Origin of the sequence: Terrimonas sp. (genome assembly GCF_003075435.1) — a bacterium.
Lineage (GTDB): Bacteria > Bacteroidota > Bacteroidia > Chitinophagales > Chitinophagaceae > Agriterribacter.
Genome location: NZ_QCZJ01000043.1, coordinates 1 through 14,842, shown reverse-complemented (window position 1 = coordinate 14,842; position 14,842 = coordinate 1). Strand labels below are relative to the sequence as shown.

General features: G+C 40.7%; 16 protein-coding genes and 1 tRNA gene. 5 read left to right on the top strand and 12 right to left on the bottom strand.

The window, feature by feature from the left end:
* Positions 1-100: 100 nt before the first annotated feature.
* Positions 101-535 (bottom strand): SET domain-containing protein, encoded by a 435-nt coding sequence (locus DC498_RS24860; RefSeq protein ID WP_116876829.1) that lies wholly within the window; start codon positions 533-535, stop codon positions 101-103.
* A gap of 187 nt (positions 536-722) precedes the next feature.
* Between DC498_RS24860 and DC498_RS24855 the strand changes: the two genes are divergently transcribed.
* A tRNA-Gln gene (locus DC498_RS24855) sits at positions 723-793 on the top strand.
* Between the two features lie 448 nt (positions 794-1,241).
* Here the strand turns inward: DC498_RS24855 and DC498_RS24845 are convergent.
* From DC498_RS24845 to DC498_RS24830, 4 genes are all read right to left on the bottom strand, one after another.
* A complete protein-coding gene (locus DC498_RS24845) occupies positions 1,242-2,930 on the bottom strand; it encodes an NHL domain-containing protein (protein WP_133176974.1) in 1,689 nt (562 codons plus the stop codon).
* 409 nt (positions 2,931-3,339) lie between these two features.
* Complete coding sequence (locus DC498_RS24840) at positions 3,340-3,750, bottom strand: hypothetical protein (RefSeq protein ID WP_116876826.1); 411 nt, start codon at positions 3,748-3,750, stop codon at positions 3,340-3,342.
* Positions 3,751-3,773: 23 nt separating this feature from the next.
* Positions 3,774-3,920, bottom strand: coding sequence for a type II toxin-antitoxin system HicA family toxin (locus DC498_RS24835; protein ID WP_116876825.1), 147 nt, complete (start codon positions 3,918-3,920; stop codon positions 3,774-3,776).
* A 348-nt stretch (positions 3,921-4,268) separates the two neighbouring features.
* Positions 4,269-5,990: a hypothetical protein gene (locus DC498_RS24830; RefSeq protein WP_116876824.1), complete on the bottom strand. Its 1,722-nt coding sequence runs from the start codon at positions 5,988-5,990 to the stop codon at positions 4,269-4,271.
* A gap of 248 nt (positions 5,991-6,238) precedes the next feature.
* Between DC498_RS24830 and DC498_RS24825 the strand changes: the two genes are divergently transcribed.
* Together DC498_RS24825 and DC498_RS24820 are read left to right on the top strand one after the other, a co-directional pair.
* On the top strand, positions 6,239-6,505 hold the full coding sequence (locus DC498_RS24825) for an ankyrin repeat domain-containing protein (protein ID WP_116876823.1): 267 nt from the start codon (positions 6,239-6,241) through the stop codon (positions 6,503-6,505).
* Between the two features lie 8 nt (positions 6,506-6,513).
* Entirely contained in the window at positions 6,514-6,903 is a 390-nt protein-coding gene (locus DC498_RS24820) for an ankyrin repeat domain-containing protein (protein ID WP_116876822.1), read from the top strand.
* An 11-nt stretch (positions 6,904-6,914) separates the two neighbouring features.
* Here the strand turns inward: DC498_RS24820 and DC498_RS24815 are convergent, their stop codons facing one another.
* The 7 genes from DC498_RS24815 to DC498_RS24785 all read right to left on the bottom strand — a co-directional run bounded on the left by DC498_RS24815 (position 6,915) and on the right by DC498_RS24785 (position 11,427).
* Positions 6,915-7,829 carry a lysophospholipid acyltransferase family protein gene (locus tag DC498_RS24815; RefSeq protein ID WP_116876821.1) on the bottom strand — a complete coding sequence of 305 codons (915 nt, stop codon included), beginning with the start codon at positions 7,827-7,829 and terminating at the stop codon, positions 6,915-6,917.
* Between the two features lie 57 nt (positions 7,830-7,886).
* Positions 7,887-8,960, bottom strand: a complete 1,074-nt coding sequence (locus DC498_RS24810) for a fatty acid desaturase family protein (protein ID WP_116876820.1) — start codon at positions 8,958-8,960, stop codon at positions 7,887-7,889.
* A 53-nt stretch (positions 8,961-9,013) separates the two neighbouring features.
* Positions 9,014-9,280 carry a hypothetical protein gene (locus DC498_RS24805; protein WP_116876819.1) on the bottom strand — a complete coding sequence of 89 codons (267 nt, stop codon included), beginning with the start codon at positions 9,278-9,280 and terminating at the stop codon, positions 9,014-9,016.
* Between the two features lie 61 nt (positions 9,281-9,341).
* Positions 9,342-9,791 (bottom strand): cold-shock protein, encoded by a 450-nt coding sequence (locus DC498_RS26690; RefSeq protein WP_116876818.1) that lies wholly within the window; start codon positions 9,789-9,791, stop codon positions 9,342-9,344.
* A gap of 7 nt (positions 9,792-9,798) precedes the next feature.
* Positions 9,799-10,056 (bottom strand): short-chain dehydrogenase, encoded by a 258-nt coding sequence (locus tag DC498_RS24795; protein WP_116876839.1) that lies wholly within the window; start codon positions 10,054-10,056, stop codon positions 9,799-9,801.
* Positions 10,057-10,107: 51 nt separating this feature from the next.
* Positions 10,108-10,392, bottom strand: a complete 285-nt coding sequence (locus DC498_RS24790; protein ID WP_116876817.1) for an RNA recognition motif domain-containing protein — start codon at positions 10,390-10,392, stop codon at positions 10,108-10,110.
* Positions 10,393-10,650: 258 nt separating this feature from the next.
* Positions 10,651-11,427: a methyltransferase gene (locus DC498_RS24785; RefSeq protein ID WP_116876816.1), complete on the bottom strand. Its 777-nt coding sequence runs from the start codon at positions 11,425-11,427 to the stop codon at positions 10,651-10,653.
* 591 nt (positions 11,428-12,018) lie between these two features.
* Here DC498_RS24785 and DC498_RS24775 point away from each other — a divergent pair.
* Together DC498_RS24775 and DC498_RS24770 are read left to right on the top strand one after the other, a co-directional pair.
* Complete coding sequence (locus tag DC498_RS24775; protein WP_116876814.1) at positions 12,019-12,468, top strand: hypothetical protein; 450 nt, start codon at positions 12,019-12,021, stop codon at positions 12,466-12,468.
* Between the two features lie 27 nt (positions 12,469-12,495).
* A partial coding sequence (locus DC498_RS24770) for an Ig-like domain-containing protein (protein WP_116876813.1) occupies positions 12,496-14,842 on the top strand: 2,347 nt, incomplete at its 3' end.

Below are 14,842 nucleotides of genomic sequence, written 5' to 3'. Positions count from 1 at the left end.
GGGGAGATATATAAGAACGTTTATATCTTATGTATTAAAAATCAAAGCAGGTGTGGAATTTTTTCCGCAGGTGAGCGGGCTGACAGCTGACAGCTCACCGCTATTTACTACCCTTTTTCTTCTTATCCAGCTTAATATTATGCCTGATGGTATCCCAGTATTCTTTTCCGTAGCCAACAAATATTTCTGCGCCTGCGGGTATCTCTTTTGTTGATTCAATATATGCTTTTAAGCCTTCCGTTGCGTAAACGGCATTATTGGTAACGCCTTTTAGTTTGGCAATACCTTTTGCATCATTAGCATATCGCGCAAGATAGTCCGGGTGAGGGCGGGCATTGATCACCGTATTGCGGTTAATATAGTATATGTAGCCGTTTGATCCTTCATTATGATCTACTTCTTTCCAGGTAGTAATGGTTCCCTTATATTCAACGATGCGGGTTCCTTTGGGGATGGTTTTCCGGGTAAAAAGTCCTTTACCGGCGTTGGGCAGGGTAGATTTTTTTACTACCAATTGCTTTTCTAAGAATGCCATGCTTTTGGTTATAATTCAGTTGTGATGAATATTTATTCAATAATATCTGTTCCTGGAGCAATCGTATAGAATATGCAAATTATAGTGCCGGCAGCTCAAAACCGAAACTAATTTTAAAAAGTTCAAAGATTAAAGTTTCGCCTGTGTTTTTTAGAAACCAAATAAGCCATTATATTTGCAGCCCCATTACCCGATCGTATAGTGGTAGTACATCAGATTCTGGCTCTGATAGCCTTGGTTCGAATCCAGGTCGGGTAACAGGTTAAGACAAGGTTGATAAATCTTGTCTTTTTTTATTTTATTACGCTGTTTCTTCAAAGCCGAGTCTCACTGCATTGCTTTGTGTGTGGTGTGGACCCGCGTTACATACGATAGAGCCTTTATTTGTGGTTTGGTTAAGTCGCGTAAAGGTTTATCGTTTTTAACTCTATGACAATCTGCTTAATGGCAGCTTCAATTTTCTGCATCTGGTTTGCGGATGGGTGTTTTACACCGCTGCTGTATTGCCTCATTAAGCTGGCATTTATACCGGCTGGCTTAGCCATGGCTGTTATGTTCAAATAGGGGTGTTGCATAAAAAACGCCTGTATATCGTATAACGTTTCCCACTCAATATTGTTAACATCTACCTTTTTCCAAAAAGCGTCATTTTTACCTTCGTGTTTTTTATAATCGTCAAATGGTTTTTCTTGCAGCTAAACGTAACTCACTTGATCAGCATAATACTGCCTGACTTTATTTTGAGTGGTGATGCTTCCTTCTGATATTTTATCTGATAATGATAAGCTCCAGGTGTACATGGATGTGCATTGAACGTTCCATCCCAGGCTTTGGATATACTTCGCGTGTAAAATATGCGCTGTCCAAACCTGTTGTAGATTGACATTTCGAAATAAGAAAACTGATCTGACCCAATGGCTCTGAATACATCGTTCAATCCGTCCTGGTTTGGTGTAAATGCATTGGGTACCCACAACTCGCGATCGTCAATTATCGGAGCATCGCAATTTCTGATAACAACCGTTGTTTGTGATGAAATAGCTCCGGTTCCATCCGGAATTGTAGCGGTTATTATATAGGCGCCCGGCTTTGAGAAATTATGTGTTGGATTTTGTGCCATGGAAATATTGTTGTCGCCACTTTCCGGATCGCCAAAATTCCAGGTAACACTATTAACATTGCATACGGCCTCCATATTAAAGGTTACGGTTGAAGAAGGGCATCCGGCCTCTACTTTTGTTATAAGCGGTTCATGAGGAGGCATAGTTACTTTTCTTATTCTGTAATTATAGCCATCGGCAATTAACATGTTTCCTTGCTGATCAAATATTAGTCCCTCTGGGTTCATACCTGCGGATAAAGGAGTACCACCATCGCCACTGTAATTCAGTAAGCCGTTGCCAGCTATTTTTGTGATAATACCGGTAAGTTTATCAACTTTTCTAATGTAAGGGCTGGTTTGATTGTTGATACCAGATGTTATATATAAGTTTCCGCATCCATCCAACGCAATGTTGCGGGGGTAAGCAATCTCTGCATCTATTGCCAGACCACCATCTCCTGCAGTACCTTCATCTCCATTTCCTGCAATAGTGTTGATAATCCCTGTTTGCGCGGAAATCTTACGGATTCTGTGATTTACAAAATCTGAAAATATAAGATCGCCTTCATTATCTATTAAAAGTGACATGGGGGCATAAAGCCTGGCGTCAACAGCCAAGCCTCCATCTCCTGTAAAGCCTGCCCAACCTGGAGGATCACTCCCGGCGACAGTGGTAATAATCCCTGTCACTGCATCGATACGGCGAATGCAATTATTGCTAAAATCAGTGAAGTACAGGTTATCAGCGGCATCCAAAGCAAGTTCAAATGGATTGGAAAGCAATGCGTCCTTCGCCGGTCCACCATTACCTGTGTAACCATTTAACTTGGTACCATCCCCTGCAACGGTTGTAATAATACCCGTGACCGCATCTACTCGCCGGATACAGTTGTTCCAGTAATCTGCGATGTATAAATTATCTTTTGAGTCAAAGGCAATCCCTCTTGGCTCGTTCAATTGTGCTGCAATTGCTGGACCTCCATCACCTGAATAGCCCTGCGTTGCATTACCCACTACAGTGTTTAAAACCCCGGTATTATGGTCAATCTTTCGTACTGTGTAAAATGCACTTGCCTGAGCTAAGTAAATATTACCCTTCGAATCCATGGCAAGCCGGAAGGGAAATAGCTGAGCATTCAATGCCGTCCCCCCATCTCCGCTATACGTCGGTATCCCATTATTTCCGAAACCATTAAGACCATTGCCGGCAATGGTAGAGATTACCTGTGCATTTGCTATGGAGGATAATAATACCAGATATAAGAATAATATTTGGAAAGCTTTAGAGGTCAATAAATTACAGTTAAATACAAATAATTGGGTTTGAAAAAGCTTAAGCAAAAGTAATAATAAAATGTTTCGTAGGACAAGGCTGCCGCAACAGCCCCGGAGTTGTGTGGACGAATATTGATCCCTGTTAAACAGAGAGATAGGTTCTGATGATCTCAAATACAAATCATTAAACACATTCTCATGAAATTCATTCAATGGCTTGTCATGCTTGTACGGCCACAGTGGGAGAGAATTGTGTGTAGGCAACTGTAGCAATGGTATGGGCTGTAATTTAACTTATAGCTTCCAACCTCTTCAAATCTCCTAAAAAGTGTTCGGTAATTTGTTCACTTAGGGTAACATAAAATTTTATAAATAGCTGGATATATAGCCGCTTTAAGCGGCTATTGTTTTTTACGGTCGGCGCATGCTACATTTTTATAGACAGTAACTCCCTGCCTAAATTGTGTAAACCTGTCTGTATTTTCTGTTTTTGCTTGGGCCCTGCTTTAGCTAAACCGCCTTTATATTGCCTGAGCAAAGACGCGTTTATCCCCAACCTTTTTGCTAATGCGGAGGTATCAAACACCCCGAAATGCTGTAGTATACTGCCTATATCATATTTATAAACAAACTCAATTTTTCCGCCATTATAAGCTTTGGGTAAATCTGCTTTTTTATAAGATTGCACCATTTCTTTTAAAACATCCGCCAGGTCTTTTTTAGCTGCTTCAATTGTGCTGCCAAAACTGGTGAGTGGTAAATCATCATTTTCCACATAAATGCCAAAGCCATCTTTTGAAGCTTCAACAACTGCTGTAACTTTTTTTACAGAATCCATAGACGTTTAGTTTTTAAAGCAGGTTATCTCAACCCTGCTAATTTTAGAATTTTCTTTTCGGTTCCGGGCGGCACTTCTTTTGCGCCGTGTTTACCAACAGGTATTTTTCCAGGCTTTGTAGGATGTGCGTAAATGTGGTGTCCTGTTGTTCTTTCAATGTACCACCCCATCACGTTCCAACCTTTTTTGTAATTCAGAAAATTTCATAAATAGTATTCTGGTTAGCACTGATACAAATATAACACATGTGTTATAGTCAAGCAAACGAAAATATAACAAATGTGTTATTATATAACTTTTGGTAAATAAAACCCCGCTTTTACAAGGTTACGTTTTCAGCTCTAAATATTACACTATGTGCATACGAAAATTTGAAATGTACCCAAAGTATGAGTATCTGTTTTATCGCCAAAAATTAATTATAATAATATAGAGTATTACGAAGCCTGGATATATAAACGATAAGGCTATCATCATATGTGATAGCCTTTGCATACAACGCGTATCCTTTATACAATCTACTCATATTTCGGCCGTGCTTCACCCCAGTACAGGCGGGTAGTGAAATTGGCCGGCACATAATCGGTGACGTCGAAATAGAGCCCTGATGCCACACCGGTACCAGTCTGCAACGGCATTTCCCCGGCTTTGATGAATGCTTTAGCATCAGATTGGGAGAAACGGAGTGGAATGATGGTTTCATGAAATCCCTGTATCTCGATGGCTTCCGGCACATGATTGTTAGAGCCGCCACTGTGGCAATCCACAAACTTGCGGTGACTCATAAGCACATCTTCCGCTATGAATCGGATCTTTATATCAAAGCCACCGGGCTTATTTACTACACTGCCGCTCAGTCCGCCTGCTTCAGTATTCTTTTTCCGGTCCACTCTCAGCTCATGGATAGCATCCCAGGTTACGGTATAGTCGCCGCAGCCATCCATAGTAGTATGACTGGTATAGCTTCCGGCAGACATGTCAATAATGCCTGCACAGTTCTTATTCAGGTTGGTTTCATCTACCATCGGCACTTGTCCCTGCTTAAAGAAGCCTTCGGCATCGCCGCGAAAACGCAAAACGAGGTTTACTTTTTTCGTAAGTGCGCCGCCAGGGCTTTCCACTTTATTATAATACATATCAACGAGCCACTCATTCAGTAGCTTTTGGGCAGAAGTCTTTCCCGACACTACTTCTACCATGCCTGAAGAGGACGGACCTAAAGTGGGAATATCGCAGGCGATCACGCCCGGTGTCCAGAAAGCTACAATGACCGCAACATTGTTGATCTTTACGGTGCGCTTACTTTTTCCCGGATCCTCTCCAAAGCTACCATAGATCCACAGGCGGCTTGGGTAATCAAGTCCGCCGGTATGCACTTCTGTTTCATCTACCTGCATATAGACAATGTGAAATTCTGTACGTATGGTAATATTCGATACAAGCAGGAACTGTCCTTTTCGTTTCATCTTCACTGCTACACTTACGGCTTCCGGATTTATAGTGGGCACTGCGTTGGGTGCCTGGTAATGTGCCTTATTACCCTGCCCTTCAAGAGAACCTCCGCCAACATAATTCCAGGCTCCGAAATATTCGCTGCCGGGCTGATAAGGCTGCATAAGAGGACTTCCGTCGGGCTGCGGAATATCGCCATAGTCTTCAGGTACGGTCGCCATTACCCGGAGATCAAACTGCGCCCCGGGATCAACAAGCGCTTCCGAAGGGTCGATATAGAAATATGGAAAAAAGCCCCAGTCGCTGAAATGCGTAGCGCTTACGGAGAGCGTGCGATGCTCTTTATCCAGCGCAGCTTCTGCTGCATTGAACCATTTACCGGTTTGATCCTGGTATGCAATACCGAGGAATTCAGGTACTGTATTTTTTATGCTGTCTTCATTATACCGGAAGCGGATGGTTACCGGCTTAAGGAATTTGATTTCGTGCGGCGTTAGGCGGTAGGCATTTCCGTATGCTGCGGGCAGCTTATTCACTACCGGCTGTATAGTAATTTCCTGGTTGTCTGCCAGCGCCCCGGCGGGTATGGTAATGCTGATATTGCCATCGGTGCTGGTGATGGCGCCACCATTGACGCCGATAGTTTTAGTGACAACCGGTCCGTCAGGAGCTCCGGCTGCGGTAACCAACGGAATGGTTTCAGGCGCCGGCGAAGCAGTATCTGTTTTGGTACAGGCAAACGCAAACAGCATCATGCAAAAACTGATCAACCCATTTATTTTAGTCATATAATAGTTTGTTTGAATGATGATAATGCTGCAAGATTATTAAAGAGGCCAGGTACCGGAAAGCAGTATCTGTACGAACTGGTTAAAACAGCGTATGAAGGGAAGAAAGTTTTTATACCGTTGAAATTTATTCATCCCAAAAAATTCCCTTGAAAAAGCTTTGACAGGAGTGTGTATTTTTGATTATCTGAAATGGATATCAAATCCGGGGACAGGCGCTGAAGAGTAACTATAAAAAATAACAAGCAATGTTACCTGTTGACAAAATGGAAGATTTGAATAAAGCAATGCTGAGCGCAGCTTTTGATGGTGATTTGGCATCTGTTGAACAGTTGGTAAGCCGGGGCGCGGACATCAATTATGCGGATGCCTGGGGGAATTTTGCCATGTTTACTGCTGCCTGGGAAGGTAATATAAAAGCACTGGATTTGTTTTACAGGTTAGGAGCAAAACTATCATTTGAAGATGCTAACCTGCTATGTAATGCAGCCTATAATGGCAAAGCCGCTTTGTAAAATGGTTATTGAATAAAGGCGCAGACGCTAATTTCGCTTTTGCAAAAACCGGGGAAAATGCTTTACATTATGCTATCAGTAAAACGGGTGAGATGTCCGAAAGGACAGAAATTGTAAAGATTTTAATAGCGGCAGGCACAGATGTAAATAAAAAAACAATAGCAGGTGAGCCAACCCTTTGCTTTATGCGCGAAGCTTACTTAAAGGGAGAAACACCATTACATAGAGCTGCGGCTTATGCAAATGCAGCCATTATTAAAATGTTACTGGATGCAGGTGCAGCGCCTGTTGCGAAAGATGCAAATGGTGATACCCCTGTTTCCTGGGGAAGCTGGCACCTCAGAAATGCTGATATATTACGGTTGCTGCTGTATGAAGGGGTACCTGGTATTCGTTGAGTTATAAGGATCTAATATTGATATACTCCCATAGCAGACTGTTCTTCTCCAATCCATTGCTCCGCATATTCCGGTTTACAGGTGTGTTTCCATCTGCGATGGCTCCAGAGCCAGTTTTCAGGCTGTTTACGAATAATGTCTTCTAAAAATCGTGCATACATGAGCGTTAATTCGCCGGGCTTAAGCATGGCAGGTTGTTCGCTTGCTATTGTTAATTCGGCATGATAATATCCTCTGCGCGTTTTGGATATAGCAGCAAACAGTACCGGTAGGTTAAGATTTCGCGCAGCTTTTTCAGGACCGGGAATAAAAGCTGTGGGTTGATTAAGAAAGTTGAGCCAGTAAGCCTGTTGTGGTTTACCCGGACTTTGATCTGCAACCAATCCCAGCAGGTATTGTGTATCTGCGTATTGAGCAATCGAATGTTTCATATCTGAAGCAGGAATGAATTTGCTGCCGAACTTTGTGCGGATGCCGAGTAGTAATCTTTCAAATGCCTTGCTCGACAGTGGGCCATATACCACCAGCACCTGGTAAATGGTGTTCATTTGCAATACATGATGGCCCCATTCCCAGTTAAAAGTATGTCCCAGGTGAAGCTGGCAACTCTTCCCGCTTTTTTGCAGAGGTTCTAATATTTCCCAGTTCGCTGTTACCCTGCGTAACAGGAAGCGTGGAGATGCACTGAGCAGCTTGAATGTTTCAATGAAGGAGTCAATCATGTTCCTGTAAAATTGTTTTGCTATACCTGCGCGTTCTGCTCCGGATTTTTCAGGAAATGCTTTTTCGAGATTTTTGAACACTACTTTTTTACGATAGCCAATACAATGATAAACTACGAAAAACATCAGATCAGAGAAGATGTAAAGAATGCGCATTGGCAGCAATGATACCAGGTAGAAAAAGGCATACAGGATGTAATACATCAGCAACGTTTACAGGGTTAAAACTTATACAGTACTTTCGATACAATATACTAAGAACTATGGTTTTTTTCCCATTAGTTTTATAAAACGGAAATGCGATGCTATAGCGGCACTCATTGTTGGTATACTGTTATAGGGTAATTGAAAAGCCTTACATTCTGCTTTTACGAACCGGCTGAGTGCGGGATAATGAATATGGCTTATCCTGGGAAATAAATGATGCTCTATCTGGTAGTTCAGTCCGCCTGCAAACCATGAAATTATTTTGCTTCCTGAAGAAAAGTTGGCGGTTGTTTTCACCTGGTGTACTGCCCATTCATTTTCTATATGTTTATCATCAGCATCACTTACAAAATCGAATGTTGTTTCTTCTACCACATGTGCCAGTTGAAACACTATAGATAAAGTGAATCCCAGGCCTATATGCAGGCATATAAAATACAGTAGCCATAATTTCCATCCTACCATTGCCATGGGAATAACAAGGTAAAATATAATATACAGCAGTTTACTGCTCCAGAACAAAACATGATCCGCAATTGTCATACGCCTGAGTTGTGTACTGCAAATTTTCTTTTTAAAGTATTTTTCAAAATCCTGGTATAAAACCCATATCATTGAGCTGATGGCATATAGCAATGGTGTATACAGATGTTGCATTCTGTGAGCTGATACCCACCTTTGTGTACTACACATACGGATAAAAGGGCTTTTGGCAATATCATCATCAACACCATCAATATTAGTATAGGTATGGTGAATGATATTATGTTTCTGCTTCCAGATAAAGCTATTTCCACCTAAAGCATTCAATGTTAACCCAAGGGTTTTATTAACCCATTTGCTGGAAGAATAGCTGTCGTGGTTCGCATCATGCATTACATTAAACCCAATGCACGCTAAAATAAAACCCAGTAGTGTACTTGTGGCAATACCTGTCAATACCGGTATCTTAACAAATAATAAGATAGTATACAAACCAATGGCAGCAAGAATAAAAACAACTGATTTTATATATAGGTGCATATTGCCGGTTTTCTTAAAGCCGGTTTGCTCAAAATACCTGTCAACTGTTTTTTTTAATGAAGTAAAAAATACAGCATTTCTATTGTTGTAAGTGATTTTAGGCATGGTACAATTTTCTCTTGGGAAGGGTTATATATTGGGTTGTGTATTACGGGTCTTTAGTTATTCACCAGCCAGTTACAAACTGATCTTTCACTCAGCAAACCGGAAGGTAATTTCTCAGAAAGCAATGTTTCCAGTTTTACAATATCAGACTTCTGGAATCCAGGATTTTCATTCGTATACCAATTAGCGATCCATAAAATATGTACGCCGTTATTTCTGTCAAACACTTTTCGGGTAGGGCTCATGTCCTGCCTTATACCATCACTATCTTCATTCCATATATAATGGTTGAATACAAGGTCTTCTTTTTTTATTTCCATAATACTGTAGTTAATATGAGCAATAAGAATCTGCAGGGTAAAAATGTATTGGTATTTAGTTTTACTGCTTTGCGCTTATAACATTAACCGCATTATATCCTCTCGGTCCTTTTTCTATTTCAAATGTTACCTTTAGACCTTCCTGCAGTGGTTTGCCGGATGATGACTGGTGTACAAACAGGCGTTGCCCGTTTTCGCTGTCTTCAATAAAGCCAAATCCTTTTGCATTGTTAAAGTAAGTAACAACTCCTTTTCGTATCAACTCCTCAGGAGTTAGTTCTTTTTGTTTAGGAACGCCAATCTCTATATCATCAGCATTTATCTCTATCCGTTTTCTGTTGTCTGGCGGCACTGAACTAAGATTACCATTTTCGTCAAGATAAGCCAGCATGTCATCAAGGCTTTTACCCTTGCCACCATTTTCTTTGCGCTCCTGTCTTTTTTCTTCTTTTTTTCTACGTTCTTCTTTCTTTTTATTTTCTCTTTCTTTTTTATTCCAGCTTGTTGCCATAGATGTCCTAAAGTTTCGTTTCTGTAAGTGAGGTAAATGAAGCTCCGTTAAATATTCTCGCTACATTAATATCATTTGTTTCTGACCATTTTTGCAGTTGTGATATTTGCACTACACGCCAGAAATTTTTGGATTTAAGCTCATTATAATCAGTTGCACGAATAAAAAGGCCAGTCACTGGTGACCGGCCCTTAAAATGAATATCAATAGTCGCATTGTTGCGGATGCTGGGTTTAATATAACGCTCAATTCTTTCTATATCCATATAAATGAGTAAGTAGTGTGATGATTTTATACCAACCCTGCAAAGCCTCAATTACCAACGTTTAGCATAACTGTTGTTGCGGCTTTGGTTTTCTTCTCTTGGTCTTGCTTCTGATACTTTTACAGGACGACCGTCAATCACTTTCCCGTCAAGTTCTTTAATGGCTGTTTCTGCAGCCTGTTTGTCAGGCATTTCTACAAAGCCAAAGCCTTTGCTTCTGTTAGTAAATTTGTCGGTAATAACTTTTGCAGAAGAAACGCTACCATATTCTCCAAAAAGTTTGCTTAAATCTTCGTCCTGGAAACTGTAGCCCAGGTTCGATACATAAATGTTCATAATAATGCTATAATTCAATAAAAAAATATTTGAGAAAATGGCAGATGTAAAAGGTAAGGAGAGAATGTTTACAAGAGCGACAGAACTCAAATTGTCATTACGAAGATAACCTATTAGTCTGACAATTGAGGGTTATTTTAAACTTTAACAACCTCCAGAACAGGAGGGGTATAGCTGTAAACGCTGATAATGACAGAAGATTACTTTGTACACTTTCCTCCTGCTAACGATTGTGATTAAATGGTTTGTGAGTTATTGCTATTTCGTTTTGCATCCATACAACAGCAACCTTTTAAACGCGTATACGGCAGGAAATTTTTTAAATGCTTTTTGTATCCTGTTTTTATACGCTGCCACGAACAGTTCCTGTTCATGCGGTGACATTTTTTCGAGATAAGGAATTAATGATGAGCCGGAAATAAAATCAAATAGCTTTTCCGTATTGTCTGCAATAATCGGGTAAACCTTTTGTATGATCTGTATTTTATGTAAACCATTGTCAAACATTATTTGAGCATATGCATCAATACTCAATAATGGCGATTCCCTTTTCCAGCCATGTAAAAAATCAGTAAAAGGCTTTTCCTGTGCCAGCTCGATTAATATTTTGTTGAGCAGGTTTTCTTTTTGTACCGGCATTTGTACAGCAAGCTGGCCGTGTTCACTTAAATGAGCAATTAGGCCGGGGAATAGTGTTTCATGATTATCCGACCATTGTAATGCCGCATTGCTGAAAATAAGATCCCAGTTCCGGCGATCATCTGAAGCAAGAAAATCTTCTACTGAATACTGTTTGAAATCCAGGTTGTTGCTCTCAAAAACCTTACTTTTTGCAAGCATTTCGGGAGATGGATCAATACCTGAAAATTTAGCCTCATCAAATTTTTTTGATAAAATACTTGTTTGCTCTCCTGTTCCGCATCCTATATCTATCCCATTTTTCAGATCGTTTCCGGAAATCAATTCCATCAAATCAAAAAAAGGTTGGTACCTGATATTTTTAAATTGATTGTATTTTTCAGGGTCCCATGCCATCTCAAATACTCTTATGATTTTTCCAGTTGAAGATAAATATTATTCTGCTTTTGCAGGTGGTTTGTAACAATGGATATAACGGAGATTCACGGAATGTATCGGCGTTATCCAGTACCATATACGCTCAGACTGAGCTATGCTGATGACTAATTTCCCCTCCACAGCAGTTCCCTTTTTTAGCCTGCCCTAAAATCAACAGGCTATTTGTCGTTGTCTTGATTAAATAATTGTTGTGAATTTATTAATTGCGCTAAAAAATTTCTTTTTGTTATAATATTGTTATAGATTTACTCTTATCTTTCGCTATGTAATAATACCAATGGCTTTTTGTAGAACCTCTTTTGAAGTAATAACCAGATCTTAAAATCCTATCTTTTTTGAATAGCTGCGAGTGACTCCGAGTATTGATATCTTACCTGTACCTGTTTTACTGTTATACACAATTGGGTAAAATTTATTTGCCCGCTTATCCATCCAATATTATGATGTACTGAGTAATGTACCTGTTGCTTACCGGTATTTGTAACTGGCTCTGAAAGAACCGGTATAAATGCCCCCGTGTGCACCCACTTTAACTTTAAATGATAGTTCATGAGCAGTACCAAATTTCAAAGCAGTTTCAGGATATACCTGGTAATAATAATCGTTTTCTCATTTTTCTTTAAATCATATTCAAACGCTTTTTTGCCGTTGCCACAAAATCTAAACTGGCAATTAGAAACCACGGTAAATGGTGTTGAATTCTATTACGCTATTTCAAAATGCAATACGGAAAGTGTTGTGTTTTTGAAAATGAAGAATAAGAACAACTATAACGTACAGGTAAGCTGGCAGGAAGTTTTCCAGACCCAACTGGAAAAAAATAAGGAAACCGGCACAGAGAAAAAAGTAACCATACTTCCCGGTGAAACATTTGAATCGGATTGTGCAAATATCAGTCACCCCGAACTTGTGATATTTTCTTCGCAAATAAATCCAACATATGTAGTTTCTATTTCAAAATTTAACTATAAAAATATTAAGATCAGTAAAGCCAATTAATATTTCAAACAATCAACTACTACTAATATGAAACAATTTAACTCCTCCTTCTTGAAAAATGCTTTTTTAGCCTTTCTCACGCTCTTATTTGTTTTTGCTGCGCCTGCAGCAAAAGCACAGGCGCCTGATAGTAAGGGTACAGATTTCTGGTTAACTTTTCCAGGAAACTTAAGCCCTGGTGCACTTACTTTTTTTATCAGCGGCGATGAAAATACTACAGGAACAGTAAGTGTTCCCGGTACCGGGTTTAGTGTAAACTTCACGGTTGTTCCCGGCGCTGTAACTTCAGTGGCTTTGCCAACCGGATCATTAGAGTTGAATTCTTCTGACCTGATTGAAAAGAAAGGAATTCATATTGTGTCAGGAAAAGAGGTAACAGTATATGGCTTAAACAGGTATCAATATACAACAGATGCCTACCTGGCAATACCAACTGATATACTAGGTACTTCATACATTAACCTGGGATATAAAAATACCAATGTGGTTAACAGCACACAGTTTGGGATTGTAGCAACACAAAATGCTACCAATGTAACTATTACACCAACGGTTACTACAGGCACGAGAACTGCGGGTGTGCCGTATACCATTACACTTAACCAGGGTGAAACATATTTGTTGCGAAATACCAGCGCCGCACCTGCCGATCTTTCAGGAACAATTATAACTTCTACCAAACCAATAGCAGTTTTCGGCAGCATGCAATGCGCCAATATACCGCAGGGGTTCGTTGCCTGCGACCATATAGTAGAGCAATTACCTCCTACTACAGCATGGGGCAAAAATTTTATTTCTGTTCCGTTAAAAACACGTACAAAAGGAGATACCTTCCGCTTCCTGGCTTCTGCTAATAACACAACTGTAGAAGTAAACGGATCAATCGTAGCTACCTTAAATAAAGGAGAGTTTTTTGAAACCGTACTGGCTACTTCTTCACAGATCAAGTCTAATAATCCCATACTTGTTTCCCAATATTCCAATAGCAGCAGCTATGATAATGTTACTTCCGATCCATTTATGATGTTGATAACACCTTATGAACAGTACCTGGGAAATTATACTTTTTCTACTCCTGCTTCAGGATTCTCAGGTAATTATGTAAATGTTGTTGCGCCGACTGCGGCGGTTGGTGCTCTTAAACTGGATGGTGTAACCATTCCGGCCGCATCGTTTACTCCTATAGGTTCTACAGGTTTTAGCGGGGCTCAGGTCGATATTGCATTGGGTTCTCATACGCTGAATGGATCAAATCTTCCTTTTGGCATTTTTGTATATGGATATGATTCTTATGATTCTTACGGCTATCCCGGAGGCATGTCACTTGCACCTGTTGCAAGTGTAACAACTGTTACCGTTGCGCCAGCTACAGGAACAGGTGCAATAGGCACTCAACACTGTTTGCAGGCAACTGTAAAAGATCAGAACGGTAATCCTTTAACCGGTATTCGCGTTGACTTTACAATATCAGGCGCTAACCCGGGAAGCACAGGTTTTGCAAATACAAATTCAAGTGGGGTAGCTCAGTATTGTTATACAGGTGCAAATGCCGGAACAGATAATATTGTTGCTTCAGTAGGAACAATTACCGCAAATGCCCAGTTTGTATGGACAGCAGAACCTAATACTTACTACTCCAAACCCACCGGCGATCTCCACAATGTATTAAGCTGGGGAGTAAACCCCGATGGCAGCGGCACACAACCCGCCGACTTCGGCGCAGGCAAAACCTTTAACCTTGCCAACCGTTCAGGTAATTATATTATGACAGGCAACTGGACTGTGCTCGGCACACTGGTTAATCCTTCAGGCAGCCAGCTAAAAATAAATGGATATACCTTATCACTCACCACACTAACAGGCGCGGGTACTCTAACCGGTTCAACCACTTCAAGCCTTATCATAGCAGGCACCGGTGGCGGTAACTTTGGTAATATCAACTTTACATCAGGTGGCGGCATGTTAAAAGCGTTTACGCTTAACCGTAGTGGCACAGGCGCCGCTGCAACCATAGGTACGGCACTGGGTGTATATGATGTATTAACTATTACAAGTGGGGCATTAAATACCGGCGGTAAGCTTACTTTAAAGAGCACTGCAACAGGCACAGCAAGAGTAGCACCTGTATCTGGTACTATATCAGGTAATGTAACCGTTGAGCGTTACATACCAGCCCGTCGAGCATGGAGGTTAATGAACGCTCCTGTAAGTGGTACACAAACCGTAAACCAGGCATGGCAGGAAGGAGTAACCACAGCATCCCCCAATCCTAACCCTGCTCCGGGCTACGGCACTTATGTAACCGTAGGTTCAGTAGCCAATGGCTTTGATCAGAATATACTCGGGCAAAGTACTTCATCGCTGAAGAGCTTTA

What these genes read in the sequence shown, in the direction of transcription:
- DC498_RS24790 (WP_116876817.1), bottom strand. Translation starts at nt 10,392, where the DNA reads ATGAACATTTATGTATCGAACCTGGGCTACAGTTTCCAGGACGAAGAT.
- DC498_RS24805 (WP_116876819.1), bottom strand. Translation starts at nt 9,280, where the DNA reads ATGGAAATAAAAAAAGAAGACCTTGTATTCAACCATTATATATGGAAT.
- DC498_RS24775 (WP_116876814.1), top strand. Translation starts at nt 12,019, where the DNA reads ATGAGCAGTACCAAATTTCAAAGCAGTTTCAGGATATACCTGGTAATA.
- DC498_RS24815 (WP_116876821.1), bottom strand. Translation starts at nt 7,829, where the DNA reads ATGTATTACATCCTGTATGCCTTTTTCTACCTGGTATCATTGCTGCCA.
- DC498_RS24830 (WP_116876824.1), bottom strand. Translation starts at nt 5,990, where the DNA reads ATGACTAAAATAAATGGGTTGATCAGTTTTTGCATGATGCTGTTTGCG.
- DC498_RS24825 (WP_116876823.1), top strand. Translation starts at nt 6,239, where the DNA reads ATGTTACCTGTTGACAAAATGGAAGATTTGAATAAAGCAATGCTGAGC.
- DC498_RS24835 (WP_116876825.1), bottom strand. Translation starts at nt 3,920, where the DNA reads ATGGGGTGGTACATTGAAAGAACAACAGGACACCACATTTACGCACAT.
- DC498_RS26690 (WP_116876818.1), bottom strand. Translation starts at nt 9,791, where the DNA reads ATGGCAACAAGCTGGAATAAAAAAGAAAGAGAAAATAAAAAGAAAGAA.
- DC498_RS24810 (WP_116876820.1), bottom strand. Translation starts at nt 8,960, where the DNA reads ATGCCTAAAATCACTTACAACAATAGAAATGCTGTATTTTTTACTTCA.
- DC498_RS24785 (WP_116876816.1), bottom strand. Translation starts at nt 11,427, where the DNA reads ATGGCATGGGACCCTGAAAAATACAATCAATTTAAAAATATCAGGTAC.
- DC498_RS24840 (WP_116876826.1), bottom strand. Translation starts at nt 3,750, where the DNA reads ATGGATTCTGTAAAAAAAGTTACAGCAGTTGTTGAAGCTTCAAAAGAT.
- DC498_RS24795 (WP_116876839.1), bottom strand. Translation starts at nt 10,056, where the DNA reads ATGGATATAGAAAGAATTGAGCGTTATATTAAACCCAGCATCCGCAAC.
- DC498_RS24860 (WP_116876829.1), bottom strand. Translation starts at nt 535, where the DNA reads ATGGCATTCTTAGAAAAGCAATTGGTAGTAAAAAAATCTACCCTGCCC.